We start from the raw sequence: 24,336 nt of genomic DNA on the forward strand, positions 1-24,336 counted from the left end.
GCCATGATGAATTGGCGGACCTATCAGGCGCAACAGCGGGTCATCGAGATTGCAGATCGGTTCCTCAGTTACCTGGATGAAGGGGAGGGGCCTCCGGTCGTGTTGCTGCATGGTATTCCCACGTGGGGATACCTCTGGGCCGGACTGCTTCGAGTACTGTCCCGGGAGTGTCGGGTCCTGATTCCCGACCTGCTCGGGTTCGGCTATTCCGACAAGAGCGACCGGTTCGAGCGGGGCCTCGATCGGCAAGCGGAGGCGATCTGTGCGTGGATGGACCGGCTCGGCGTCCCGCGGGCTACGGTGGTCGGTCATGACATCGGGGGCGGGGTGGCCTTGCGCCTGGCGGTCTTTTCCGCTGAGCGCGTCGAGCGCCTGGCGCTGCTCAATACCGTCTGCTACGACTCGTGGCCGATCGAAGCGATGTTGCAGTTCGGACATCCCGAGGCGAAGCGCCGGGTCTCGGCCGCCACCGCACGGTTCCTGCTGAAGCAGGCGCTCAAGCGCGGGATGGCGACCTCGCAGCCGGCGGAGGTCTTCGACGGGTTGCTCGCGCCGTATGCCACCGAGGTCGGCAAGCTCTCGCTCGTTCGCAATGCGGTGGCGCTCGATACGAACCTCACGATGACGCTGACGCCATACCTGGCCGGCGTCCGGATCCCGACCCTGGTGCTGTGGGGCGAGGAGGACGTCTTCCAACCGGTGACCTATGGGGAACGCCTGGCGAAGGACCTGGGCGCGGCCCGTCTGGTCCGTGTCCCCGGCGCCCGGCACTTCGTGATGCTGGATCAGCCCGAGGTCGTGAGCGAGCGGCTCCTGGCGTTTTTGGCCGATCGGAGCGCGGCGGCAAGAGCGGCGTCCTAACGGACGTAACATTAATAGCCCGGGGCCAGCAGCCTCACTCGAGACACTGATCGCCTGAGCACCATGCACCCACACATTCGCCTCGGTCGCATCGCCGGTATCGATGTCGGTCTACACTACAGTTGGATCGTCATCGCGCTGTTGATCTCCCTGTCCCTTGCCGCCCATTTCTGGGACGTCAATCCCGACTGGCCGAGCGGGGTGATCTGGACCAGCGCGATCATCACGGGGCTGTTGTTTTTCGGGTCCATCATCGTGCACGAGTTGGCTCATGCGCTGGTCGCGCGCTCACGCGGCCTCCCGGTCCGATCCATCACGCTGTTCGCGCTGGGCGGCGTCGCCTCGATCGAAAAGGACGCCGGAGACGCCAAGACCGAGTTCTGGATGGGCATCGCCGGTCCTTTGACCAGCATTGCGATCGGGCTCCTGTGCACGGGCGCGGCATGGGTCATGGGGTGGGGAGTCAACCTCACGCCCTCCAGCCCCCCGATGGCCGTGCTGGTCTGGCTCGGGTACATCAACTTCCTGCTCGCGGGCTTCAACATGATCCCCGGCTTTCCGCTGGACGGCGGCCGCGTCCTGCGCGCCGCGATCTGGTGGAGCACGGGCGACGCGGAGCGGGCGACGCGGATCGCCGCGCGTATCGGGCAGGCGGTCGCCTTCTTCTTCATCCTGCTGGGCGTCTGGCAATTCCTCAGCGGCACCGGATTCGGCGGCCTCTGGATTGCCTTGATCGGCTGGTTCCTGTTGGACGCGGCGGGCGCGGCCTACGCTCAAACCGAGATCATCGCCGGCTTACGCGGCGTGCGCGTCCGGGACATCATGGCGAACGACTGCTTGCGCGTGGACGGGCGGATGACGCTCCAGAAGTTCGCCGAGGAGTACGTCTTGCGCACCGGGCAGCGCTGTTACGTGGTGGAAGAGGGCGGCACGGTCGCCGGGCTCGTGACGGCCGGCGATCTCAAGCAGGTCGAACGGGAGCGGTGGCCCTTGGTCCCGGTCAGCTCGGTCATGCGCCCGCTCGGGCGGCTCCGCACCGTGACGCCCGACACCCCGGTGATCGAGGCGCTGCAGGCGATGGGGCGCGAGGACGTGAATCAGCTCCCGGTCGTGTCGGATGGCCGACTCCAAGGCATGCTGTCGCGAGGACATGTGGTGCAGTTGCTGCAAGCACGCACCGAGCTCAGTATGTAGCGGCGGCTGAAAATGGCCTCCAGCGGCGTTCTCGGTTGGCATCGCCCTGCGGCGTACAAGCCAAGTACGCCTCGGTCGCTGCCGCCCTGCGGCCTTGCTGGCGACCATTTTGAGTCGCCGCATGTGAAGGCGCTGAAACGGCTCCCCAACTGCGTTCTCGGCTTGCCCGAGTCCTCAACGTAGCCTACGGCTACGCCTCCGGCTCGGGCTTCACCTGCGGCCTTGTTGGAGAAGCCGTTTGAGCGCCTTCAGGAGTCGTCACTGTAGAGGAAGGTTAAGGTTGAGGTTAAGGGTAGTTACGGAGAAGATGGAGAAGACACCTCTTGCCTCCTCTCTTGTCTCTTCCTGAAACCTCGACTTGAACCTTGGCCTCAACCTCAACCTCTTCCTCGGCCTTAACCTCAACCTGAACCTTCTTCTTATGCCTGCCGCCGAACCGGTCTTGGCCCCTGTGGAATCGGCGAGGAGCGCCGGGCTGCGCTACGTCTCTGATACCGAGCCCGGCATCCGGCGACAGAAGTCCGGGAAGGGGTTCGTCTATCGTACCCCCGAGGGGCGGGTCGTTCGCGACGCGGAGACGCTGCGCCGCATCACGTCGCTCGCGATCCCCCCGGCATGGCGTGACGTCTGGATCTGCACGGACGCCCGCGGACACCTGCAAGCGACGGGGCGGGATGCCAAGGGCCGGAAGCAGTACCGGTATCATGCCCGGTGGCGCGAGGTCCGGGACGAAACGAAGTATCATCGCATGGTGGCGTTCGTCAGGGCCCTGCCGAGGATCCGCCGGCGGGTCGCACGGGACCTGGCCAGGCCGGGCCTCCCGCGGGAGAAGATTCTGGCGACGGTCGTCCGCCTGCTCGAGACGACGTTGATCCGGGTGGGCAACGAGGAGTATGCCCGGGACAACGACTCGTTCGGGCTCACCACGATGCGCGACCGGCACGTCGACGTGAACGGGGCGGCGATTCGCTTCGAGTTTCGCGGGAAGAGCGGGATCAAGCACACGGTGGATCTCACCGACCGGCGGCTGGCGCACATCATCAAGCAGAGTCAGGACCTGCCCGGGTACGAACTGTTTCAATACCTCGAGAAGGACGGCGTCCGCCGAAGCATCGACTCGACCGATGTGAACGCCTATCTGAAGGAGATCGCCGGGGAAGAATTTACCGCCAAGGACTTCAGGACGTGGGCGGGCACGGTGCTCGCCGCCCGTGCGTTGCAGGAGTTCGAACAGGTCGGGACGGCGGCGCAGGCGAAACGGAACGTCGTCAAAGCCATCGAGGCCGTCGCCTCGCGACTCGGCAACACCAAAGCGGTCTGTCGCAAGTGCTACATCCATCCGGCGGTCCTCGACCTGTACTTGGATGGGACGCTGATCGAGGTGCTCCGAGGGCGGGTCTCGAAGGAGCTGACGACCGGGCTCCACGGCTTGCCGCCGGAGGAAGCGGCGGTGCTGGCGCTGCTTCAGGAACGGCTCCGCCGTGAAGCCGAACGGACGGGGCGTGGCAAGGGCGGCCTCGTTCGTGCGCTCACCCGCTCCCTGCATGCCGAGCGCCGGGCCCGGCGCGGGCGAGCAAGAGGATGATCATCGAGAAGTCCCCTCGTCCGGCGTGCAGCGCTCCCGCAGTCGCCGCACTCCTCCTGATCGAGGGCATGAGCCCGTTGCGTTGGAGCGGGACGAGGAGGGATATTGTAGCGGCGGGCACGGCGCCCGTAGGTCCTGGGAGGGGACCGCGGAGAGGGGTGGATGACCGGGCGGACCTGCATCTCGCTGCTGCTCATGCTCGTCGTCGGCTGCACCGCCGCCGACGTGCCGGGACCTGCCGGGGCCCGCGTGTCCTCGGTCGTCATTGTCGTGCCGGGATATTACGGATCGAAGCTCGTCCGCGTGGCGGACGGGAAGCTCGTGTGGATTTCGGCGCTCCAGGCCGTGCTTGGCGATCACTCTTTGGCGCTTCCTCTGCCGGGCCTCGATGTCCAGGACGCGGTTCCCCTGCGCCCGGACGGCGTGCTCGAGAAGATTTCAATCGTCCCGCTCTTGTACTCGGTGGACGGGTATGGCGCGATCCTCCAGGCCCTGCGGGCATCGGCCGGTCCCGGGACCGCGGTCGTGGGGTTGTCTTACGATTGGCGGGCCGACCTCATGGAGGCGGTCCGGAGCCTCGATGCGACGATTCAGGCGTGGCAGGCGTCCGGCGCGGGCGAGATTCGGATCGTCGCCCACAGCCTGGGCGGTCTCATCACGGCCTATTACCTTCGCTACGGTACACAGCCGCCTGGGACGGCGAGTGAAACATGGGCCGGCGCCGAGCTCGTAAAGGCCGCAGTGCTCGTCGGCGTCCCGTTCAAAGGGACGATGATCGCCCTTCGCAACAGTCTGTACGGCGAGGCCATCGGCTGGAACAGGACCCTGCTGACCGCGACGGCCGTCGCGTCGTTCCCGTCCACCTATCATCTGCTGCCCAGCGCAGAGGCGGACGTCTTGCTCGATCGAGACCTACGGCCGGTTCACGGAGCGATTCGGGATGCCCGAAATTGGACGGTCTCCGAATGGGGGCTTCTCGCCGGCCCGTCGCTGACCAAGGACGTGAGGGAGCGGCGAGAGGCCTACACGAGAGCCTGGTTGTCCCGATCGCAGCGATTCGTCTCGCTGCTGTTCGCGCCGCAGTCGGTCGCCGCTCACCGCTCGCTGTCTTTGCTGTCCGTCGTTGGGACGGGGCAGCCGACGCTTGCGACGGGCGTGTGGGCACCCACCGCGGCCGGTTCACAGCGCACCGTGATTTTTGAGGGGCCGCAGTTGGCGGCGGTCGTCCCCGGCGTCACACGCTCGATGCTCTATCGAGACGGCGACGGGACCGTGACCACAGCTTCCGCCGCCCTCCCGCCGCCCTATGCCGAGGCGTTCCCGGTCACCGTCCGCAGGTATCAGGTGAGCCATTCGGAATTGGTGGCCCGACCGGACATCCTCCAGGAGATCATCGCCTTTCTTCACGCCGATGAGGAGCGCGGGTAATGACGGCGCCTCGCGCATCGAGGCCAACTCCTTCCCTATCCCATATCACCTAACCTTCTCCCCTACTCTTCACTTATCCCATACCACCGATCCCTCTATCCCCACTCTTCGCCTCCCCCGTACCACCTCCCCCTCTACCTTTACTCACGTCCGCTACCCCTCTCAATAATAGAAGAACGGACGGTAGCCGTACCAATAGTAGCCGCCGTAGTACGGGTAGGCGTACCCCCAACGACGGGCGTCCCGCTTCTCCCATTTGGTCAGATCTTTGATCCGGATCGTGGGGTATTGGTACTCGGCCTCGTCCAAGCGATCGGTGGTGGCGCCCGTAACCTCTCCCACGATCGTCACCGGCGTTCCCTTTTCGAGGGTGGCCGGGTCGATCAGGTCCTTGCCGGCATCGAACGCATAGAAGCGTCCGCGTGACGCCTCCGTGCGGTCCGCCTGCGGAACCAGCTCGTCGGTCAGCGGCAGCTCCAGCACCTCGATCCGGGTCTTGTCGCTGAGTCGCTTCGCCGAGAGCACCTCTCCGCCGAGGACGACCAGCTCACCCCTGTGTGCATCCGGACGTGTCTTGATCTCTTCGAACGACAGACTCTTGTTGACGTGCCGCTCGAGGCGGTCCGGAATCACCTCGTAGCGGCTGCAGCCGGCGGTCAACGAGAGCGCCGTGCAGAGGGCCAGGGCGGACGCCAGGGTCAGGAACGATCGTCGTGTTGGTCTTCGCATGGATCTCCCTCGTCAGTTCTCCACGTTCAGCGTTGGTCCTTCGGTTCGGGTTGCATGGGGTCCTGCATCGGATCCTGTTGGTGCACCGGCTCGGACGCCTGCGGCACGCGCTCCGGATTGCCGATGTAGTGGCGCTCGCCGGTGTAATGCCCCTTTTCACAGGCCGCCATGAGCACCAAGAGGCACAGGGTGAGGAGCACGGGTACCCTCTTCATGGTTCCTCCTTTTCGCTGTTCAAAGCCATCGGTCGTCTATGCAATTGCCGCTCCCGGCCCTCACCCTCACCCTCACCCTCAACCTGCGCCACGGTTGTGGCGCCCCGAGGGACGTTTTGTGCCGGACGGGACGACTGTTCCAAGGACACGGCTTTCGCCGACCGGCTACGCCGTTTCTACGGACAGCGGCCTAGGGCCGTGTCCGGCTGTCGACGGACGCGCCGGGCGACATAATGAATCGTGAACGAGGCGTGGTCGTGGTCGCCGAGGAACGAACGCCGGGCGATGGCCCGATTGGGGGTCGAGCGATATCGGCCCGGCCAGCGTGAGCTCATCGACGCCGTCATGCGCGGGCAGGACGCCGTCGGCGTGCTGCCCACCGGCGGCGGCAAGAGCTTGTGCTACCAGCTCCCGGCCCTGTTCCTGCCTCATGCCATCCTCGTCGTCTCCCCGTTGATCTCGCTCATGAAGGATCAGCACGACAAGCTGACCGAGCGGGAGATCGCGAGCGCCAAGCTCGACTCGACCCTCAGCCGCACCGAGGAGAAGGCCGCCGTCGACGACATCCGGGAAGGCGAGCCGGAGCTCATCTACGTCACCCCCGAGCGGCTCGAGAACCCCGAGTACCTGCACCTGCTCGAGACGACCCGGGTGTCCCTCTTCGTCGTCGACGAGGCGCACTGTATCTCGCAGTGGGGCCACGACTTTCGACCCGCCTATCTGGCGCTCAGAGACGCGATCCGGGCGCTTGGACGGCCGCCGGTGCTGGCGCTGACGGCGACCGCGACGGCGGACGTCATCGAGGACATCCGCGTGCAGCTTGCGATCCCCGACGCCGTCGTCGTCAACCTCGGGATCGAGCGCGACAACCTCGTCTACGAGGTGGTGCGGACGGTCAACGAAGCGGAAAAGCTCGAGCGGCTCGTCGAGTTCCTCGGGGCGCGTCCCGGGCAGGTGGGGATCGTCTACACGGCGACCGTGAAGCTGGCGGACGACCTGTGGCGGCGGCTCAACGCGGCGGGGATTTCCGCGGCCCGATACCACGGAAAGATGCGGGGACCCGATCGCGAAGAGGTCCAGACGCGATTCATGGACGACGCCTATCCGGTCGTCGTCGCGACGAAGGCCTTCGGGTTGGGCATCGACAAGCGTGATCTCCGCTTCGTCGTCCACTACACGGTTCCCGATTCCATCGAGAGCTACGTTCAGGAAGCCGGGCGGGCGGGACGCGACGGCAAACCGGCCACGGCCGTGCTGTTCTATCGGGTGGAGGACCGCAGGGTCCAGGCGTATTTTCTCGGCGGGAAGTATCCCCGGCGTGAAGAGTCGATCCGGGTCTACCGCACCCTAGGCCGCCTGGCCGACGCGGATCGAGCGCACCAGGGCGTCATGCTGAGCACGTTGATCGAGGAGTCGGCGTTGCCGAGGAACCGCGTCAAGGTGATCGTGGCCCTGCTCGAGTCGGCCGGCCTCGTCGAGCGGGGGCGGCGACTCCGCAAGCTTCGCGACATCGAGAGCCACGAAGAGCTCGAGGGGCTGCTGGCCGAATACGAGGAGCGTCACGCCGACGATCGCGAGCGGTTGGCGTCGATGATGCGGTACGGACAGACCACGATGTGCCGGGTCCGCTACCTCACACGGTACTTCGGGGAGGAGACCCCGAACGACTGCGGACGGTGCGACAACTGCCGAGCGGGCGTCACGACCCACAGAGTGGACGTCGACGCCGTCGTGCGCGGGGAGCGCGCCGCCGTGTGAGCGCGATGGTCGCGCACGCTCGCGCGGGGCCGCGAGGGCTATGAGCCGAAAGCAGGTCTTCACGATCACGTTTCTGGCGCTCTTCCTCTTCCTGCTCTACGAGCTGATCCAGATTTTCACCCCGTTCGTGATGCCCGTCTTGTGGGCGGTGATCCTCGGCCGTCTCGCCCATCCGTTGTATCGCGAGGTGCGCGCGGGGCTCCGCGGCCGCGAGACGCTGGCCGCCGCCCTCGTGACGATCGTCGTGTTCGCCTTGGCCGTCGTGCCGGCCGTGTACGTCGTCGTGCTCCTCGTCCAGGAGAGCGTCGCGGCGTACGAGGCCGTCCAGGCGTGGCTCAACGAGGACGGGCTGGCGCGCCTGGCCGAATCCATCTCCCACCTTCCGCTCGTCGGCCGGTACAGCCAAGAATGGATCGGCCGGGGGGTCGTGCATCTCCACAAGGACCTCGAGAGCTCGATCCTGCAGGGCGGCCGCGCCCTGAGCGGGTTCCTCCTGGCGCAGGCCACCGACGTCGCGAAGAACGCGGTGGCGGTGATCACGGACTTTCTGGTGATGCTCTTCACGCTCTTCTTCCTGTTCCGTGACGGCGACCGCGTCGCGACCCGGCTCTACCGGGCGGTTCCGCTCGAGCCGGCGCACAAGGCCAAGCTGTTGCAGCGGCTGAACACGACCATCTCGGCCGTCGTGCGGGGGACCCTGCTCACGGCGCTCGCGCAAGGGACCGCGGCCGGCCTGACGTATTGGCTCCTCGATGTCCCGTTTCCGGTCTTTCTCGGCGCGCTGAGCGCGCTGCTGTCGCTGCTCCCCTTCGGCGGGACTTTCCTGGTGTGGGGGCCGGTGTCCGCTTACCTGTTCGTGACGGCCCCCATGTGGAAGGCCGCGGTGATGCTCGCGGTCGGCGGTCTGCTGGTCGGCCTGATGGACAACGTGCTGCAACCGCTTCTCGTCGGAACCGGCGCGAGGCTCCCGCTTCTGCTGCTCTTCTTTGCCTCCATCGGCGGGTTGGCCTACTTCGGGTTCATCGGCCTCTTCCTGGGGCCCATCCTGCTGGCGATCGCGCTCACGGCCTTCCAAATCTATGAAGAGGACTATCAAGAGCCCGCGACACGGGACGAGACGAGGCCGGAGCCCGTGTCACGTCCGCCCCGTCGCGCTGCGGCCGACCGGAGCCGGGTCGGGCGCGCGCGATGACTGCCCCCAGCACCGGCACACCCGGATCGCCGCGGCCTCCGTCCCGAGCCTCGTCCCGCACGGGCCCAGGGGGGGCGGTCGCCCCCATACCGGCACGCGGCCCCCGCATCCAGCCGCATCTCCCTGATGCCCATGCCCGCAGGCCGGGCGGCGAGGCGAGGCGGCCGTGCCGTTGATCGAATCGATCCTCTTGCTGCTCGTGCTGTCCCGCGTCGCCGGTGAAGTGGCCGAGCGATACGGGCAGCCTTCGATGATCGGCGAGATCGCGGCCGGCATCGTGCTCGGCCCCTCGGTCCTCAACCTCATCCAGGTCACCCCGGAGCTCAGAGCCATCGCCGATCTCGGCGTCCTGTTGCTGGTGTTCCTCGCCGGGATGGAGATGGACGTGCACGATCTGTTCGGCGCGCTGAGAGGGCGAGGGATCTGGGTCGGCATCATGGGCTTCGTCGTGCCCCTGGTCCTCGGCATCCTCGTGGGCCATGCCTTCGGCTTGGAGCGAACGATCTTCCTCGGCCTCTGTATCGCCATCACCGCGTTGCCGGTCAGCGTACGCATCTTGATCGATCTCGGGAAGCTCACCACCCCGCTCGGCCGGCGGATCGTCTCCGCGGCGGTGATGAACGACGTCACGGCGCTGCTGATCCTCGGTGTCGTGCTCGGCCTCCCCCACGAGGGGGTCGGATGGACCGAGTTCTTCCGCGCGGTCGGCCTCGTCCTCGTGAAGGCGGTGGGGTTCATGATCTGCGTGGCCGCGACCGCCCATGCGGTGCGCTACTCGACCGGGCGGCTTCCGGTGTCGCGGCAGTGGCTGACCCGCCTGCTGCCGCACCTCCGAGGGAAGGAGACGGTGTTCGCCGTGACGCTCCTGTTCGTCCTGCTCTTCGCCGGCGTCTCCGAGGTCATCGGGTTGCATTTCGTCGTCGGGGCCTTTTTCGGCTCGATGCTCCTGAGCCACGAGCTGCTCGGCAGGACCCATTTCAAGGCCGTGGAGCGGACGGCCTCGAGCGTGACCATGGGATTTCTCGGGCCGCTGTTCTTCGCGGTGATCGGCCTGGAGTTCAATCCACCCAGCTTGTCGAGCTGGGCGTTGGTCGCCGCGGTCCTCGCCGTCGCCTTCCTGGGGAAGATCATCGGGGGTCTGGGGCGGGCGACTCGCCGGTCACTCGAGCCGGGAAAGCTGGACGTTGGGCCTGGGGTTGAACGGGAGAGGCATCATGGAGCTGGTCATCGCGAGCATCGCGCTCGCGAACGGATTCATCGACGAGCAACTGTTCTCGATCCTCGTGCTGATGGGGGTCGCGACGACCGTCGTCACTCCCGTCCTGCTCGGCCGCGCGTTCGGGCGTCTCACGCCGCCGGCGTCGGCGGCCGCCGGCGCGCGGGCGGCAGAGCCGGGGCAGGGCGCCGCGTCGACCGCCGCGGCGAACCAAATCAACGACCCTCCGGTGGCCAATCCTGATTTCAAGACCATGCTCCAGGACCGGACGCTGCGGTTTCCGGCGAGCGACCTCACCGCGAACGATACGGACGCCGAGGGGCAGCGGTTGTCCGTGATCGCCGTGCTGGCCAATGCCGAGACGCACGGCTCGGTTCGTCTGGCCGACGGGTCCGTGACCTATGAGCCCGACGCGGGATTCGCAGGCCGTGCGATGTTCGGGTATCTCGTCAGGGACACCGGAGGGGCGACGTCGATCGGGAACGTGTACGTGACCGTGGTGCGGGCCAGGCGCCCGAGGGTCGCGTAGACGTTCGGCATAGAGCGGCCTCATGAGCCTTGAAGCGTGTTCAGCCGTCAGCGCTTCACGGACACGCCGGTGCACGGTGCATGGCTGGCGTCCTGCGGCGCTCCAAGCGAGAATGCGCGGTGCATGGAGACGGTCGGCGGCCTCTCTGGAAGCGCAGACGCGCCGAGGCGTGCCCTGAGGAGCAGGAACCGACGCCGAGGCCGTATGCGGGGAACCATGGGGAACTTTGGATGGGATCGACCAGGAATGAGAGGAACGGAGGACGCCGGCGGGAAGTGGTGGTCGTGACGGGTGCGTCGGCCGGCGTGGGCCGGGCGACCGTTCGAGCCTTCGCCCGTCGAGGGGCGTGGATCGGGTTGCTCTCCCGGAGCCGGGAGCGGCTCGAGGCGGCGGTGCGGGAAGTCGAAGAGCTGGGAGGGCGAGGGCTGGCCCTCCCCGCGGACGTGGCCGATCCCGAACAGGTCGAGGCGGCGGCGGCGCGCGTGGAGGAGCAGCTCGGCCCCATCGAGATCTGGGTCAACAATGCGATGGTCTCGGTCCTGTCGCCGGTCAAGCAGATGACGCCCGCCGAGTTCCGGCGTGTAACGGAGGTCACCTATCTCGGCTACGTCCACGGCGCGTTGGCGGCGCTCAAGCGCATGCTGCCGCGCGATCGCGGCGTCATCGTCAACGTCGGCTCGGCGCTGGCCTACCGGTCGATCCCGTTGCAATCGGCGTACTGCGGAGCGAAGCATGCCATCCAGGGGTTCACGGAATCGCTCCGCTCCGAGTTGATCCACGACGGCAGCCGCGTCCACGTCACGAACGTCCAACTGCCCGCGGTGAACACGCCGCAGTTCGGCTGGATCAGGACGCGGATGCCCCGCCACCCGCAGCCCGTGCCGCCGATCTATCAGCCGGAGGTCATCGCCGAAGCCATCGTGTGGGCGGCCCATCATCGCCGCCGGGAGCTGACGGTCGGATGGCCGGCCGTGAAGGCGATCCTCGGGGACAAGTTCATCCCGGGGATCCTGGACCACTACCTGGCGTGGAAGGGCTACAGCGCCCAGCAGACCGAGGAGCCGGTCGACCCCGATCGTCCCGACAACCTCTTCGAGACCGTCCCCGGTCAATTCGGCGCGCACGGCAAATTCGACCGCGCTGCGCGGACCTCGAGCGTCCAACTCTGGATGAACATGCACCGGGGCATGCTCGCGCTCTTGGGCGTCGGGCTTGCCGCGGTGGCATGGTCGATGCGCGCACGGCCCGGACGGCGCGCCGGGCATGAGCGAAAGCCGGTCGCCGCTCTCGGGTGAGGGATCGAGAAAGTACGTACGCCGCCATCCGTCTGCGCCGTCGCCTTTTCTTCTACGCAGGACGTGTCCTCGTTCCAGTGGCGACGCCGGCGCGCCGGGTGTGAAGTGTAGGAACGTGTCCCTGAGAAGAAGGAGGGGTTATGGAAACGAAGGTTATGATATCGATGGTGGCATTGGCGGTTCCGCTCGCTCTCCTGGCGGCCTGCGCTGCGGAGCCCGAGCGGCGCTCCATGGACCGCTCGGCGGCGATGGAGCGGCCGCCCGCGGCCGCCGAGTCGCCAGACCGCCACGCGCGGGAGGCGCGACCGGCGCCGTCCCCGAGCCCGACGGAGCCAAGCGGGACGTCGGCAAGCGAGCCGCCGGTGGTCCGGGAGCGCACAATCGTCATCGTCCCGACGGAGTCGAAAGAATCGGAAGTCTCGCTCCGGCAGCAGGAGGAGGCGCAGGCGGCCAAGATCGGGGACATCACCGAGTACGAGGCGGACTTCCGCCGGAACTATGAGACGAACTTCGCCGACACCGGTTATGGGTACGATCAGTTCCGCCCCGCGTATCACTACGGGTACGAGCTGGCGAAGGATCCGGCCACCCGGAACCTCGACTGGGATTCCCTGGAGCGGACGGCCCGGCGAGGTTGGACGGAAGCGACGATGGGACCGTGGGATCGGTACAAGGATGCGGTGCGCTACGCCTGGGAGCGCGTCCGTCAAGGCAAAGGATGAGGGCGGAACGGACGGCGTGCTCGGGCTCCATCGAGGGCCGGACGCGCCCCGACTCGATCAGCTCTTTGCCGACTTGAATCCCGAGACGGTGACCGGGTCGAAGTGCTCCGGCGGGGGGCGACGCAGTAACTTCGAGCGGAGCAAGGCGCGGCTCACGACCGAGAAGAAGACGTCGACGACGAACGGCTTGTGGATGAAGGCGTAGGCGCCCATCCGCAAGGCCCGCTCCTCAAGCCGCGGGTCGCCGAAACCGGTGATGAGGACGACCGGTGTGTCGGGCCTCACCTCTCTGGCCTTGCGCAGGAACTCGATGCCGTCCAGGCCGGGCATGCGGATGTCGCTGATCACGACGTCATAGTCCTGCTGTTGCAACAGCCTAAGTCCATCTTCGGCGCTGGTAGCCGTCTCCACCCCGAAGTCGCCTTTCCGGAGCTCGGCCGCTTCGGTCAGCGCTTGCAGGAACACGGGCTCGTCGTCGATGACGAGTATTCTTGCCATACTGCCCGCCACTTAAGCACATACTACAGGGCCGACCCCCGACGTGCGTATCAGCGGTACCACTCGGAGCGGGTCCGGTGGGGTCTGACAACGTGCCGGGAATGCTGCGGCGGAATCCCCGCCTGTTCGTGAGCGGAGGGATGATGTCCGATTTGCTCGCGGCCCGCGCCCAAATGGCGATGTCGCTGGGTTTTCACATTATTTTCGCTGCGATCGGCATTGCGATGCCGCTGATGATGGCCTTGGCCGAGTGGCGATGGTTGCGAAGCGGAGACCGCCTCTATCTCGCCCTGGCGAGGCGGTGGGCGAAAGGAACCGCGATCCTGTTCGCGGTCGGCGCCGTGTCCGGCACCGTCCTGTCGTTCGAATTGGGGCTGTTATGGCCGGCCTTCATGGAGCAGGCCGGACCGGCGATTGGGCCGCTCTTTGCGCTGGAAGGGTTCGCGTTCTTTACCGAAGCGATTTTTCTGGGCATCTACCTCTATGGGTGGGAGCGGATCCCGCCGAGGGCGCACTTGACGGCGGGGTTCGTCGTGGCCGCCAGCGGCGTTGCGTCCGCGATCGTCGTGGTCATCGCCAACGCGTGGATGAATACCCCGACGGGGTTCCAGGTGGACCAAGGCCGGCTCGCGCACATCGATCCGATCGCCGCCATGCAGAACCCCCATGCGTTGCATGAGACCCTGCACATGGTCCTGGCGGCGTTTGCCGCGACGGGCCTGCTCGTCGCCGGCATTCACGCCTGGTTGATCGCGCGGGGCGGTGACACCGCCTTCCAGGCCCGCGCCCTCGGCTTGGCCCTGCTCGTCGGCGGGATTCCGGCCGTGCTGCAGCCGATCAGCGGGGACCTCCTGTCCCGCGACGTCGCGAGGCATCAGCCGGCGAAGTTCGCCGCCGCCGAGGCGCTCTATGAAACCGAACGCGGCGCCCCCTTCCGGATCGGCGGCATCCCGGATTCCGATCGGCGCACCGTCTCCTATGCGATCGAGATTCCCCACGCACTCAGCCTGCTGCTGTACCTCGATCCTCATGCGACCGTCGTCGGGCTCGACCGGGTCCCCCGGGACCAATGGCCGCACGTCGGCGTCGTCCACATTGCGTTTCAGGTCATGGTGGCCGCCGGCCTGCTGATGGCGGGCGTCTCGCTCTGGGCGGGGTGGCGCTGGTGGCGGGGCGCGGCGATCGAGCGGGATCGGGTACTCTTGTGGGCCTTGGTGGGGGTGGGGCCGCTGGGCTTCGTTGCGATCGAAGCGGGATGGGTCGTGACGGAAGTGGGCCGCCAACCCTGGATCATCTACGGGGTGATGCGGACGCCGGATGCCGTGACGCCCATGCCGGGGCTTTGGGTCCCGTTCACCGCCTTTACGGTCTTGTACCTGGGCCTCGCGCTCGTCGTCGTCTGGCTGCTCTGGCGCCATGTGACGAGTAGTGATAGAGGGGTATGGGGTAGAGGGGTAGGTAGTAGGGATATGGGATAGGGATATGGGATATGGGATATGGGGTAAAGGGGTAGAGGGGTAGGGATATGGGGGTGGAGTGGTATGGGGTATGTGAACGGGGAGTTGGTATAGATTACGGCCACTCTCTGCTCTTCGCCATACCCCATACCCCTGTATCACTCTATCCCCACTTGCTGGCTGGTGTCATCGTCGTGTCGCTGACGTTCTATGCGCTTCTGGCGGGCGCCGACTTCGGCGCCGGTGTCTGGAGCCTGATGGCGCGCGGCCAACGGGCCGCCGAGCAGCGCGCGCTCATCGCCGATTCGATCGCGCCGATTTGGGAGGCCAATCACGTCTGGATGATCCTCGTGGTCACGGTCTTGTTCACCGGCTTCCCCAAGGCCTTCTCCCTGATCACGACCGTGCTCCATATCCCGCTCACGCTCATGCTGATCGGGATCGTCCTCCGGGGATCGGCGTTTGCGTTTCGCACTCATGACGTACCGCACGCCAAGAACAGCGGCACGGACGTTCTCTGGGAACGGGTGTTTGCCGCCTCCAGCATCTTTACGCCCGTGATGTTGGGCGTCACGATCGGCGCGATCGCGTCCGGACGGGTGACGAGGGGCGGCGCGGGATTCGTCGCCGTGTTCGTACGCCCGTGGCTTGCGCCGTTTCCGATCGCGGTCGGGCTGTTCTCGCTCGCGCTGTTCGCGTTTCTGGCCGCCGTCTACCTGACCCTCGATGCACGATCGGCCGACCTGAAGGAGGACTTCCGCCGCCGGGCGCTGGCCGCCGCCGGGATCGTCGCGGGGCTCGCGCTCGTCGTGCTCGTCCTCTCCAAGGATGGGGCGCCGGAAATCCGTGAAGGCCTGGCGCACAGTGTGGGGGGGCGGCTGATCCTCGGGCTGGCCGTCGTCAGTGCCCTCGCCGCCGTCGGGCTGCTCGGGATGCGCCGCTATCGGGCGGCGGCGGTCTCGGCCGCGGCCGAGGTGGCCCTGATCATCTGGGGCTGGGCCTTGGCCCAGTATCCGTATCTGGTCGAGCCCGATCTCACCATCATGAACGCGGCCGCCCCGCCTTCGACGCAGCGGTTGCTGCTCGCGGCGCTCATCGCAGGCGCGGTCCTCTTGTTTCCCTCCCTGTACTACCTCTATCGGATTTTCAAGGGGCAGGTCGTGTTCGAGAGTAGGGGGAGTAGGGATAGAGGGGTAGGGTGATAAAGGGGTATGGGGGAGAGTAGGGATAGAGGGGTAGAGGGATAGAGGGGTAGAGGGATAGGGGGATGGGCTGGAAGAGGGAAAGAGGGAGAAGGTGATCAAGGGATCGTGGGGAGCGCATTGGATGGGAAAGAGCCTCCCGAGCTTCTTGCTCACTCTTGCCATCGCGGCGCTGGCGGCGGCCGTCTTCCTCTTGGATCTGTGGCTGCCGTTGGGCGTCGCCGTCGGCGTACTCTATGCCGGCGTCGTCTTCCTGGCTTTGTGGTCGCCGCGCCGGCACGATGCCTTGCTGGTGGCGGCCGGCTGCAGCGTCTTGATCGCCTGGGCGTTCTTCAGGTCTCCCCCTGGCTACGACCGCTGGATCGATCTGACCAGCCGCGGGCTCGAGATCTTCGCCGTCTGGACGACGGCCCTGCTCGTTCTGCTCCGCAAGCAGACCGAAGCGGCCCTGCATCGGGCCCAGGCGACGTTGGAGCGACGCGTGGAAGAGCGGACGGCCGAGCTGGCGCGGGCCGTCGAGGCCGCCCAGGCCGAGCTGATCGAGCGAAAGCGCGCGGAAGCGGAGCGGAGGACCACCGAAGAACGGCTGCAGCTCATTGCGCGTGCGACGAATGACGCCGTCTGGGAGTGGGATTTCGCGACCGACGCGGTGTGGTGGGGAGAAGGGCTGCATGCGCTGTTCGGATACGAACCGGCGCAGGGGGCGACCACGATCGGATGGTGGTCCGAGCGGATCCACCCGGACGATCGTGACCGCATCGTCACGGATGTCCGGGCGGCGCTCGATCGTGACGAGCGGGCGTGGTCGGGGGACTACCGGTTCCGGCGCGCGGACGGCTCCTTTGCCCACGTGCTCGATCGGGGTTACATCGTCTACGATGAGCGAGGGCGATCCGTCCGGATGATCGGCTCGATCCTCGACATGACCGAGCGCAAGCGGGCCGAGCAGCTCCTGCACGAGAGCCAGGAGCAGTACCGCCGGCTGTTCGAGAGCAACCCGTTGCCGACGTGGGTCTATGACGTCGACACGCTCGCGTTCCTGGCCGTCAACGACGCCGCGGTCCGCCACTACGGGTACTCGCGCGAAGAGTTCCTCGCCATGACCATCAAGGACATTCGGCCTTCCGCCGACGTGCCGCGGCTGCTCGACTATCTGTCCACGATCCGCGACGCGGCGGAGGGGACGAACATCGGGGCCTGGCGGCATCGACGGAAGGATGGCACCATCATCGATGTGGAGCTCGCCTTCCATACGCTGCCTTATCAAGGGAGACCGGCCAGGCTGGTGTTGGTCAACGACGTCACCGAGCGCAGGCAGATGGAGCAGATGCGGGCCCAGCTCCTCGAGCAGGTCATCACCGCGCAAGAAGAGGAGCGCCGGCGGATCGCCCGGGAGCTCCACGACGAGATCGGGCAATCCCTCACCGCGCTGCTGGTCGGGCTGCGCGCGATGGAGAACGGCCGCCGCGAGGGCGCCGGCTCGGCCGGGGGGAGCGAGCTGTGGAAGATCGCCGCCCAGACCTTGCAGGAGGTCCAGCGGCTGGCGCTGGGGCTGCGGCCGAGCGTCCTCGACGACCTCGGCCTGGAGGCCGCGCTGAACCGGTACACGGATGAGTTTGCCAAGATCCACGGGATCGAGACCGAGGTGCAGGTGGTCGGCATGGACGGGCGGCGATTGCGGCATGCCGTCGAGACGGCGCTCTACCGGATCGTCCAGGAGGCGCTGACCAACATCGCCAAGCATGCCCGGGCGACAAGCGTGAGCCTGCTGGTGGTGCGAGGCCCGTCCGCCGTGCAGGCGATCGTCGAAGACGACGGCCGCGGGTTCGAGGTCGAGCGGGTCCTGAAGGCGGGCGCCACGCGCCATCTCGGTCTGCACGGAATCCGGGAGCGGGTCGCGCTGCTGCACGGAACGCTGTCGATCGAGTCGAGCCCGGGCGGAGGCACGGTCGTGTCAGTTCAGATTCCCCTCGAGGCGGAGGCGCGATGACGATTCGGATCCTGATCACGGATGACCACGCGGTGCTGAGGGCCGGTCTGCGGCTCTTGTTCACGGGCCAACACGACATGGAAGTCGTCGGCGAAGCGGCGGACGGGCTCGAGGCGCTCAGCCAGGTCGAACAGACGAAGCCGGACGTCGTGCTCATGGATCTGGCCATGGTGCGGCAGGCCGGGATTCCCGCGATCAAACGCATCCGGGAATTGTCGCCCGCAACCCGGGTGCTGGTCCTGACGATGTACGCGGACCCGGCGTATCTGCGGATGGCGCTCGCCGCCGGCGCCGCGGGTTACGTGGTGAAGAGCGCGGCCTATACCGAGCTGCTCGAGGCCACGCGCGCCGTCGCTCGCGGCGGCACCTTCGTCGATCGTTCGTTCGACGCCCAAGCGGTGCTGGAAGCGATCGACCCGAAGCCGCGGAAGGAGGCCGAGAGGCGAACGGGATCGCTGGCGGTCTTGAGCCCCCGCGAGCGCGAAGTCTTCGAATTATTGATTCACGGGTTTACGAACCCTCAGGTCGCCACCCACCTTGGCATCAGCGTGAAATCGGCCGAGACCTATCGGTCCCGGCTGATGGAAAAGCTCGGGCTTCGGAATCGCGCGGATCTCGTCCGCTTTGCCCTCGGGTGCGGTCTTCTCGTGTCCGGCAAGAGCGCGGAAGACTCCTGACCGCCCGCCTCGCGAGGCTGTCGGGGAAACCCTCACCGTCCGGGCACTGTCGGAGTTTCCCTGCTAGCTGCACCGCCCGCCCTCTGCTACTCGTGAGCCCAGTCGGGAGAAGGAGCTGTGGGGTCTGACACCCGATCCCGCGCTCGAGCGGGAGCGGGGCCGCGTCCGGCGTCACGCCGGGGAGAGCGATCGGGCGTCTCCCGGACCAGTCGGCGAGCGGGACGGCGCGCATGATCGAGCGTGCCGGGCTCGTGCGTCGTGAGCTCCCGCCATTCCAGCCGTGACCTCACCACCAGGGCCACCGTCGTCGTCCATGGACGGCGCGAGCGCTCGCGTGCGCGTCCCCCTGATTCTTCCTTCCATTCACGCCACTACACGGGCAGAATCGGTACGATGAGAACTGCGTCTCGAGCGCGAGAGGAGGATGACATGGAGACGAGTCCGGCGGTTCCAGACATCGACACGGCGCAGCAGGCCGCGTATTACCGGCAACGCCATCCACGCTTCGCACGCTGGGCGGCCGGCTATGGGGCGATCCGCCATACCGATCAGACGCAGGTCCGCGTTCATGATATGGCCGGCCGGCTGGCCGGCGGCGTCGACGAGGAGCGGGTCTATGACCTCCTCTTCGCGTTGGACCGCCTGACCAGCGCCGGGCTCTGGCTGGTCGTGCACCAGACGTATGCACGGAACGTCTATCTCGATGGGCGGTCCTTGGTGGCGGAGGATTTCAAGTGCCGACCCGAAGGGCATACCGGGGGATCGCTCAACATGGTTCCGGCCTATGCCGGATATCTCGCGGTCAACATCCTGACCCAACACACACGCGGTTGGCTGATGGGGCAGGGGCATTGCGTGGCGGCGGTGGACTCGTTGAACCTGCTCGTCGGCAACATGACGCCGGGGCATGCGGAGCGGTACTCGGTCTCGGACGACGGGCTCAGCCGGTATGTGCGGGACTTCTATGCCTATCGGCTTCGGGCCGACGGGAAGCAGGAGTCGCCGCTGGGGAGCCACGTCAACGCGCACACCGCCGGCGGCCTTGCGGAAGGCGGGTACCTCGGCTTTGCCGAGCTTCAGTACGTCCATATGCCGCTGCCGGGCGAGCGTCTGGTCGTGTTCTTGTCCGACGGCGCCTTCGAGGAGCAGCGGGGGAGCGATTGGGCGCCGCGGTGGTGGCGCGGCGAGGATTCGGGCCTGGTGGCGCCGATCATGATCAAGAACGGCCGGCGGATCGATCAACGCACGACCCTGTCCCAACAGGGCGGAGCGGACTGGTTCTGCGACCATCTCCGGCTGAACGGGTTCGACCCGCTGGTCTTCGACGGACGCGATCCGGCGGCGTTCGCCTGGGCCGTCTTCGAGATCGAGCGCCGCCTGGAAGCCGCCGTCGAGGACGTGACGATGGGCCGCCGGCGCTATCCGGTCCCGCTTCCTTACGGCATTGCGATCGCGCCCAAGGGGGCGGGGTTCCCGGGGGAAGGCACGAACCTCGCGCATAACCTGCCTTTGATGGGCAACCCTCGGCAGGAGACCCGTGCGGCGGCGCTCTTCAATGAGGGGGCCAAACGGTTGTGGGTGCCGCCGGACGGCCTTCGCGAAGCCCTCCAAGCCTTCCAGCAGCACGGCGCGCAGGACCGGCCGCGTGAGCGCGATCATGCGTTCGTGCACCGTGCCGTGGAGCTGCGGACGCGCCCGGCGGTCGCTTTCAAGCCCGTGTCCGCACAGACCCGCCGGGATCCGGCCGGCTGGACCTACTCGTCGCCGATGACGGCGGTGGACCACGTCTTTGCCGCGACCGTCGTCGCCAATCCGCACCTGCGCCCCCGCGTCGGAAACCCCGATGAAATGCTCTCGAACCGGCTGGTGGAGACCCTCGGTCTCTTGAAATTCCGCGTGACCGATCCCGAGCCGGCCATTCCCGAATCGACGCATGGGGCCGTCATCACGGCGCTGAACGAAGAGGCCGTCGCGTCCGCGGCCTTGGCCAACAAAGGCGGCCTCAACCTCTTCCATACGTACGAGGCGTTCGGGACGAAGATGCACGGCGCCGTCCGCCAGGAGGTCATCTTCGCCAATCACTGTGAGGAAGCGGGCCGCCCGCAGCGGTGGCTGTCGATCCCGCTGATCCTGACCTCGCATACCTGGGAGAACGGGAAGAACGAGCAATCGCATCAGGATCCCAGCATGGCCGAAGCGCTGCTCGGCGAGCCCGCCCCTGTCTCGCGCGTGGTGTTTCCCGCCGATTTCAATACGGCGGCCGCCGTCATCGAGCGGGTGTATCAGACGCACGGGCAGATCTGGACCGTGGTCCTCCCGAAGGCGGACGTCATTCCGGATCTGTTCACCGCCGAGGAAGCGGCGCGCCTGGTGTCGGACGGCGGGATGACACTGGAATGGGCGGGGCGGGATCCGGATCGCGCGCAAGTGATCCTCACGGCCGTCGGCGCCTATCAGCTCGGGGAGGTGCTCCGGGCCTCACGCCGTCTCGCGGAGCGTGACGTTCGGCACGCCGTCGTGTATCTGTTGGAGCCCGGCCGGTTCCGGGGGCCGCGCTCCGAACGGGAGCAGGCGCACGGCGCCCCGTCTGATCTCGTCGAGCGGCTGTTTCCGGAGACCGTCCATCCCAGGCTGTTCGTCACGCACACGCGCCCGGAAGTGATGCTGGGGACGCTCGTCCCGCTCCACACCGGGCGGCGGACGTGCGGCTTGGGCTATATCAACCAGGGGGGCACGCTGAATACGCCGGGGATGCTCTTCGTCAACCGCTGCACCTGGGCCCATTGCCTGATGGAGGTGGCGCGCCTGCTCGAGGTTCCGCGGCAGCACGTGCTGGCGCAAGAGGAGCTCGAGGCCCTGGACGGAAAACGAAGCCCGCACGGCGTGATCATTCCCGAGGTGAGCGAATGAGCCTCCCGCACGTGCGACAGGGGGCGACCCTCAGCACGCCGGGTGCGAGCCGCGGTGCATGAGCCCAGAGCTTTGCTTTACCAAGTCCGGTTCGATATTCTTGCTCCGGCGGCCGTGGAGCTCGTGATGGCGTGCCGTGCGCCCTCAAAGGTGCACGGCAGCGTCCGCATGCTCATCCCTCGCTTTTCCGGAGACGCCTGGATCGGCACGGCGCGTCCCCGTCGCTTTTCGGGAGTCACACCGGCTCCTCTCAGGAATGTCGCCCCGTCGTGCACCAAGGGAAGAGCGGGGCGTGCCGAGACGTAAGCTGCCGCCTTCGGTCCACCGTGGCGACGATGCTGACATACCTGCGACCTCTGACAGGAGGGAACGCGGTCTCTGTTCACGATGTCGATAGAAACGATATTCCTCGGCGCATCGGTTCTTCTGCTCATCAGCGTTCTGGCCAGCAAGGCCTCCGCGAGGCTCGGGGTTCCGGCCCTGCTCCTGTTTCTCCTCATCGGCATGTTTGCGGGATCAGAGGGGCCGGGCGGCATTGAGTTCGACTATCCCCGACTCGTGCAATCGGTCGGCGTCGTGGCCTTGGTCTTCATCCTCTTTGCCGGAGGGCTTGATACGGAATGGGCGAGTGTGCGCCCGGTCCTCTGGCAAGGCGTGGCGCTGTCCACGCTCGGCGTGGCGTTGACGGCGCTGCTCGTGGCCTGGTTCGTGGTTCGCGTCCTCGACTTTTCCTTGTTCGAGGGTCTCCTCCTTGGGTCAATCGTGTCGTCCACCGACGCCGCGGCGGTCTTCGCCGTCCTTCGCTCGAGAAACGTCAGCCTGAAACCTCCGTTGAGGCCCCTGCTCGAGCTCGAATCCGGCAGCAACGACCCGATGGCCGTGTTCTTGACGACCGGGTTCATCACCCTCCTGGTGAACACAGACAGCTCCCTGATGGACTTGCTTCCGATGTTCACGCGCCAGATGTCGGTCGGGGCGTTGCTCGGCTGGGTCATGGGACACGGGATGGTGTTCGCCATCAACCGGTCGCGGTTGGAATACGACGGTCTCTACCCCGTGTTGAGCCTCTCCCTGGTGCTCTTCACCTATGGTCTGACCGACGCGCTCGGAGGCAACGGCTTCCTGGCCGCGTATCTCGCGGGGCTGATCATGGGGAACAGCTCGTTTGTTCACAAGGTGAGCTTGATGCGCTTCCACGACGGCCTTGCGTGGCTGATGCAGATCACCATGTTCCTCGTGCTCGGCCTCCAGGTCTTCCCGTCGCACATCGTCCCGATCGTCGGCGTCGGCCTGCTCGTGTCCCTCTTTCTCATGCTGATCGCGCGGCCGCTGAGCGTGTTCGTCACGCTCGCCTTTACCCGCATGTCCTGGGCGGAAAAGACGATGATTTCGTGGGTCGGCTTACGGGGCGCCGTCCCGATCATCCTGGCCACCTTTCCGCTGCTTGCCGGGGTCCCTCAGGCGAACATGATCTTCAACGTCGTGTTTTTCATCGTCCTCACCTCGGTGCTTCTCCAGGGAACCTCCCTGCCCGTCGTGGCCCGGTGGCTGCGCTTGGACGCGCCTCTGCCTCGCGCTCCGGAATACTCATTGCCGTTGGAATCGCCCGATAGTATTCGGACGGGTCTCGCCGAGATCACGATTCCTCCGACGTCAAAAGCAGTGGGGAAGCAAATCGTCGAGCTCGGCCTTCCCAAGCAGGTCGTGGTCATGATGATCGGAAGGAACAAGCACGCCTTCATTCCAACCGGGCGTTCCGTTCTTCAGCCCGACGACAAATTGCTCGTCTTCGCCGACAAGGAGATGCTGCTGGACACGATGAGGATCATCGAAGCGTTCGGTACGCACCAGATCCCAGGGCCACGCGGGGACGTGGTGTAGGTGTTGCGAGCGCGCCGGAAACCGGGAGGGCGGGCACGAATGAACGACAGGAACGAGCGCATGTCTCGAATTCTTCTCGCGACCGATTTCTCGGCCCCGGCTCGGCGGGCGTACACCTACGCCTTGAGGATGGCGCAAGTCTTTGCAACCGATGTCACCATCCTCCACGTCTTGAAGGCCCCGCCCGGGTTTGACGCGGCGACCTCCGGGACAACCTCCTCTCGTCTCGATGATGAGAACACTCACGCCCTCGTCGAGCTCGGAAGGATGCTTCGTGTCGCCGACGAACATGCGGTGAAGGCCGAGCACAGGGTGATCGTCGGGGCGCCCGACCAAGCGATCTTGCAGATCGCGGAGGAGATCGGCGCCGGCATGATCAGCATGGGAACGCACGGGCGAACGGGTTATGACCGGCTTCAGTTCGGAAGCACGGCGGCATCGATTGTCCGCCAGGCCCGATGCCCCGTTCTGACGGTCCACGCGGGGATCGTCGGAGACTTACCGATGACCGTACGGCGGCTCAGGCTCGCCAACATCCTTGTGGCGATCGACGTTGACGCTGATAGTCACGCCGCCGCCCTCAGGTGTGCCTCGGCTCTCGCGACCCGAGTGCAGGCGCGAATGCGCCTCGTCCATGCCGCCGATGACGTCACCGTTTCTTCCCCCGCACGAGAAGCGGTGCACCAGCACGCCTCCGTCCCGTACGTCCCTCCTGAGCTCCGGGCGGCCGTGTCCGTCGTAAAGGACATGGGAATTGGGGCAGAGGCCGTCTGCGCCCCGGGACGTCCTGTCGACGTCATCTTGAAGGAGGCTGCATCCTTCATGGCGGACCTCCTTGTGATGGGGACCCGGCGGACGACAGCTCTCGGACGTCTGGCGCTGGGGAGCGTCGCCGACTCCGTCATCCGAAGAGCCGGCTGTCCGGTTCTTGTCGTGAAGGATGAGAGCCAGTAATGCCCTGTGCCGTCCTACCTCACGCACCTGGTCATAGGCCGGC

At 66.5% G+C, this 24,336-nt stretch carries 19 protein-coding genes and 2 pseudogenes; 18 read left to right on the plus strand and 3 right to left on the minus strand.

Features of this window, described 5'->3' with window-relative positions:
* The first annotated feature begins 3 nt into the window (after window positions 1-3).
* The 4 genes from ACWHYV_RS07455 to ACWHYV_RS07470 all read left to right on the plus strand — a co-directional run bounded on the left by ACWHYV_RS07455 (window position 4) and on the right by ACWHYV_RS07470 (window position 5,068).
* Entirely contained in the window at window positions 4-861 is an 858-nt protein-coding gene (locus ACWHYV_RS07455) for an alpha/beta fold hydrolase (RefSeq protein ID WP_447980020.1), read from the plus strand.
* A gap of 63 nt (window positions 862-924) precedes the next feature.
* On the plus strand, window positions 925-2,055 hold the full coding sequence (locus ACWHYV_RS07460; RefSeq protein WP_447980021.1) for a site-2 protease family protein: 1,131 nt from the start codon (window positions 925-927) through the stop codon (window positions 2,053-2,055).
* Between the two features lie 421 nt (window positions 2,056-2,476).
* Complete coding sequence (locus tag ACWHYV_RS07465; protein ID WP_447980022.1) at window positions 2,477-3,640, plus strand: DNA topoisomerase IB; 1,164 nt, start codon at window positions 2,477-2,479, stop codon at window positions 3,638-3,640.
* Between the two features lie 162 nt (window positions 3,641-3,802).
* Complete coding sequence (locus tag ACWHYV_RS07470; RefSeq protein WP_447980023.1) at window positions 3,803-5,068, plus strand: lipase/acyltransferase domain-containing protein; 1,266 nt, start codon at window positions 3,803-3,805, stop codon at window positions 5,066-5,068.
* 162 nt (window positions 5,069-5,230) lie between these two features.
* Here the strand turns inward: ACWHYV_RS07470 and ACWHYV_RS07475 are convergent, their stop codons facing one another.
* Together ACWHYV_RS07475 and ACWHYV_RS07480 are read right to left on the minus strand one after the other, a co-directional pair.
* Window positions 5,231-5,797: a Slp family lipoprotein gene (locus ACWHYV_RS07475; protein ID WP_447980024.1), complete on the minus strand. Its 567-nt coding sequence runs from the start codon at window positions 5,795-5,797 to the stop codon at window positions 5,231-5,233.
* 26 nt (window positions 5,798-5,823) lie between these two features.
* Window positions 5,824-6,012: a hypothetical protein gene (locus ACWHYV_RS07480; protein WP_447980025.1), complete on the minus strand. Its 189-nt coding sequence runs from the start codon at window positions 6,010-6,012 to the stop codon at window positions 5,824-5,826.
* Window positions 6,013-6,252: 240 nt separating this feature from the next.
* On the opposite strand from ACWHYV_RS07480, the gene ACWHYV_RS07485 reads away from it, so the two are divergent.
* From ACWHYV_RS07485 to ACWHYV_RS07515, 7 genes and pseudogenes are all read left to right on the plus strand, one after another.
* Window positions 6,253-7,770, plus strand: a complete 1,518-nt coding sequence (locus ACWHYV_RS07485; RefSeq protein WP_447980026.1) for a RecQ family ATP-dependent DNA helicase — start codon at window positions 6,253-6,255, stop codon at window positions 7,768-7,770.
* Window positions 7,771-7,810: 40 nt separating this feature from the next.
* Window positions 7,811-8,962, plus strand: a complete 1,152-nt coding sequence (locus ACWHYV_RS07490) for an AI-2E family transporter (RefSeq protein ID WP_447980027.1) — start codon at window positions 7,811-7,813, stop codon at window positions 8,960-8,962.
* 250 nt (window positions 8,963-9,212) lie between these two features.
* A pseudogene (locus ACWHYV_RS07495) lies at window positions 9,213-10,043 on the plus strand (cation:proton antiporter); the annotation flags it as partial.
* A gap of 115 nt (window positions 10,044-10,158) precedes the next feature.
* A pseudogene (locus ACWHYV_RS07500) lies at window positions 10,159-10,230 on the plus strand (hypothetical protein); the annotation flags it as partial.
* A gap of 177 nt (window positions 10,231-10,407) precedes the next feature.
* Entirely contained in the window at window positions 10,408-10,707 is a 300-nt protein-coding gene (locus tag ACWHYV_RS07505) for an Ig-like domain-containing protein (RefSeq protein WP_447980701.1), read from the plus strand.
* 230 nt (window positions 10,708-10,937) lie between these two features.
* Entirely contained in the window at window positions 10,938-12,002 is a 1,065-nt protein-coding gene (locus tag ACWHYV_RS07510; RefSeq protein WP_447980028.1) for an SDR family oxidoreductase, read from the plus strand.
* 140 nt (window positions 12,003-12,142) lie between these two features.
* Window positions 12,143-12,724 (plus strand): hypothetical protein, encoded by a 582-nt coding sequence (locus ACWHYV_RS07515; protein ID WP_447980029.1) that lies wholly within the window; start codon window positions 12,143-12,145, stop codon window positions 12,722-12,724.
* 57 nt (window positions 12,725-12,781) lie between these two features.
* Here ACWHYV_RS07515 and ACWHYV_RS07520 read toward each other — a convergent pair whose 3' ends face one another.
* Window positions 12,782-13,222: a response regulator gene (locus ACWHYV_RS07520; protein WP_447980030.1), complete on the minus strand. Its 441-nt coding sequence runs from the start codon at window positions 13,220-13,222 to the stop codon at window positions 12,782-12,784.
* A gap of 77 nt (window positions 13,223-13,299) precedes the next feature.
* Between ACWHYV_RS07520 and ACWHYV_RS07525 the strand changes: the two genes are divergently transcribed.
* The 7 genes from ACWHYV_RS07525 (at window position 13,300) to ACWHYV_RS07555 (ending at window position 24,293) form a co-directional block, all read left to right on the plus strand.
* Window positions 13,300-14,700 carry a cytochrome ubiquinol oxidase subunit I gene (locus ACWHYV_RS07525; RefSeq protein ID WP_447980031.1) on the plus strand — a complete coding sequence of 467 codons (1,401 nt, stop codon included), beginning with the start codon at window positions 13,300-13,302 and terminating at the stop codon, window positions 14,698-14,700.
* A gap of 152 nt (window positions 14,701-14,852) precedes the next feature.
* Window positions 14,853-15,881 carry a cytochrome d ubiquinol oxidase subunit II gene (locus ACWHYV_RS07530; RefSeq protein WP_447980032.1) on the plus strand — a complete coding sequence of 343 codons (1,029 nt, stop codon included), beginning with the start codon at window positions 14,853-14,855 and terminating at the stop codon, window positions 15,879-15,881.
* Between the two features lie 124 nt (window positions 15,882-16,005).
* Window positions 16,006-17,871, plus strand: coding sequence for a PAS domain-containing sensor histidine kinase (locus tag ACWHYV_RS07535; RefSeq protein ID WP_447980033.1), 1,866 nt, complete (start codon window positions 16,006-16,008; stop codon window positions 17,869-17,871).
* Complete coding sequence (locus tag ACWHYV_RS07540) at window positions 17,868-18,548, plus strand: response regulator transcription factor (protein WP_447980034.1); 681 nt, start codon at window positions 17,868-17,870, stop codon at window positions 18,546-18,548. Before ACWHYV_RS07535 ends, ACWHYV_RS07540 begins: the two co-directional genes overlap by 4 nt.
* Before the next feature lie 429 nt (window positions 18,549-18,977).
* Window positions 18,978-21,458, plus strand: coding sequence for a phosphoketolase family protein (locus ACWHYV_RS07545; RefSeq protein WP_447980035.1), 2,481 nt, complete (start codon window positions 18,978-18,980; stop codon window positions 21,456-21,458).
* A 387-nt stretch (window positions 21,459-21,845) separates the two neighbouring features.
* The gene (locus ACWHYV_RS07550; protein ID WP_447980036.1) at window positions 21,846-23,339 is read left to right on the plus strand and encodes a potassium/proton antiporter; all 1,494 of its coding nucleotides are present in this window, start codon (window positions 21,846-21,848) and stop codon (window positions 23,337-23,339) included.
* A gap of 60 nt (window positions 23,340-23,399) precedes the next feature.
* Window positions 23,400-24,293 carry a universal stress protein gene (locus tag ACWHYV_RS07555; protein WP_447980037.1) on the plus strand — a complete coding sequence of 298 codons (894 nt, stop codon included), beginning with the start codon at window positions 23,400-23,402 and terminating at the stop codon, window positions 24,291-24,293.
* The last annotated feature ends 43 nt before the right edge of the window (window positions 24,294-24,336 follow it).

Source organism: Candidatus Nitrospira bockiana (assembly GCF_965152565.1).

Bases quoted from the DNA above. Each gene is read 5' to 3' on its own strand.
- ACWHYV_RS07455 (WP_447980020.1), top strand. From the start codon at position 4: ATGATGAATTGGCGGACCTATCAGGCGCAACAGCGGGTCATCGAGATT.
- ACWHYV_RS07460 (WP_447980021.1), top strand. From the start codon at position 925: ATGCACCCACACATTCGCCTCGGTCGCATCGCCGGTATCGATGTCGGT.
- ACWHYV_RS07465 (WP_447980022.1), top strand. From the start codon at position 2,477: ATGCCTGCCGCCGAACCGGTCTTGGCCCCTGTGGAATCGGCGAGGAGC.
- ACWHYV_RS07470 (WP_447980023.1), top strand. From the start codon at position 3,803: ATGACCGGGCGGACCTGCATCTCGCTGCTGCTCATGCTCGTCGTCGGC.
- ACWHYV_RS07475 (WP_447980024.1), bottom strand. From the start codon at position 5,797: ATGCGAAGACCAACACGACGATCGTTCCTGACCCTGGCGTCCGCCCTG.
- ACWHYV_RS07480 (WP_447980025.1), bottom strand. From the start codon at position 6,012: ATGAAGAGGGTACCCGTGCTCCTCACCCTGTGCCTCTTGGTGCTCATG.
- ACWHYV_RS07490 (WP_447980027.1), top strand. From the start codon at position 7,811: ATGAGCCGAAAGCAGGTCTTCACGATCACGTTTCTGGCGCTCTTCCTC.
- ACWHYV_RS07510 (WP_447980028.1), top strand. From the start codon at position 10,938: ATGGGATCGACCAGGAATGAGAGGAACGGAGGACGCCGGCGGGAAGTG.
- ACWHYV_RS07515 (WP_447980029.1), top strand. From the start codon at position 12,143: ATGGAAACGAAGGTTATGATATCGATGGTGGCATTGGCGGTTCCGCTC.
- ACWHYV_RS07520 (WP_447980030.1), bottom strand. From the start codon at position 13,222: ATGGCAAGAATACTCGTCATCGACGACGAGCCCGTGTTCCTGCAAGCG.
- ACWHYV_RS07535 (WP_447980033.1), top strand. From the start codon at position 16,006: ATGGGAAAGAGCCTCCCGAGCTTCTTGCTCACTCTTGCCATCGCGGCG.
- ACWHYV_RS07540 (WP_447980034.1), top strand. From the start codon at position 17,868: ATGACGATTCGGATCCTGATCACGGATGACCACGCGGTGCTGAGGGCC.
- ACWHYV_RS07545 (WP_447980035.1), top strand. From the start codon at position 18,978: ATGGAGACGAGTCCGGCGGTTCCAGACATCGACACGGCGCAGCAGGCC.
- ACWHYV_RS07550 (WP_447980036.1), top strand. From the start codon at position 21,846: ATGTCGATAGAAACGATATTCCTCGGCGCATCGGTTCTTCTGCTCATC.
- ACWHYV_RS07555 (WP_447980037.1), top strand. From the start codon at position 23,400: ATGTCTCGAATTCTTCTCGCGACCGATTTCTCGGCCCCGGCTCGGCGG.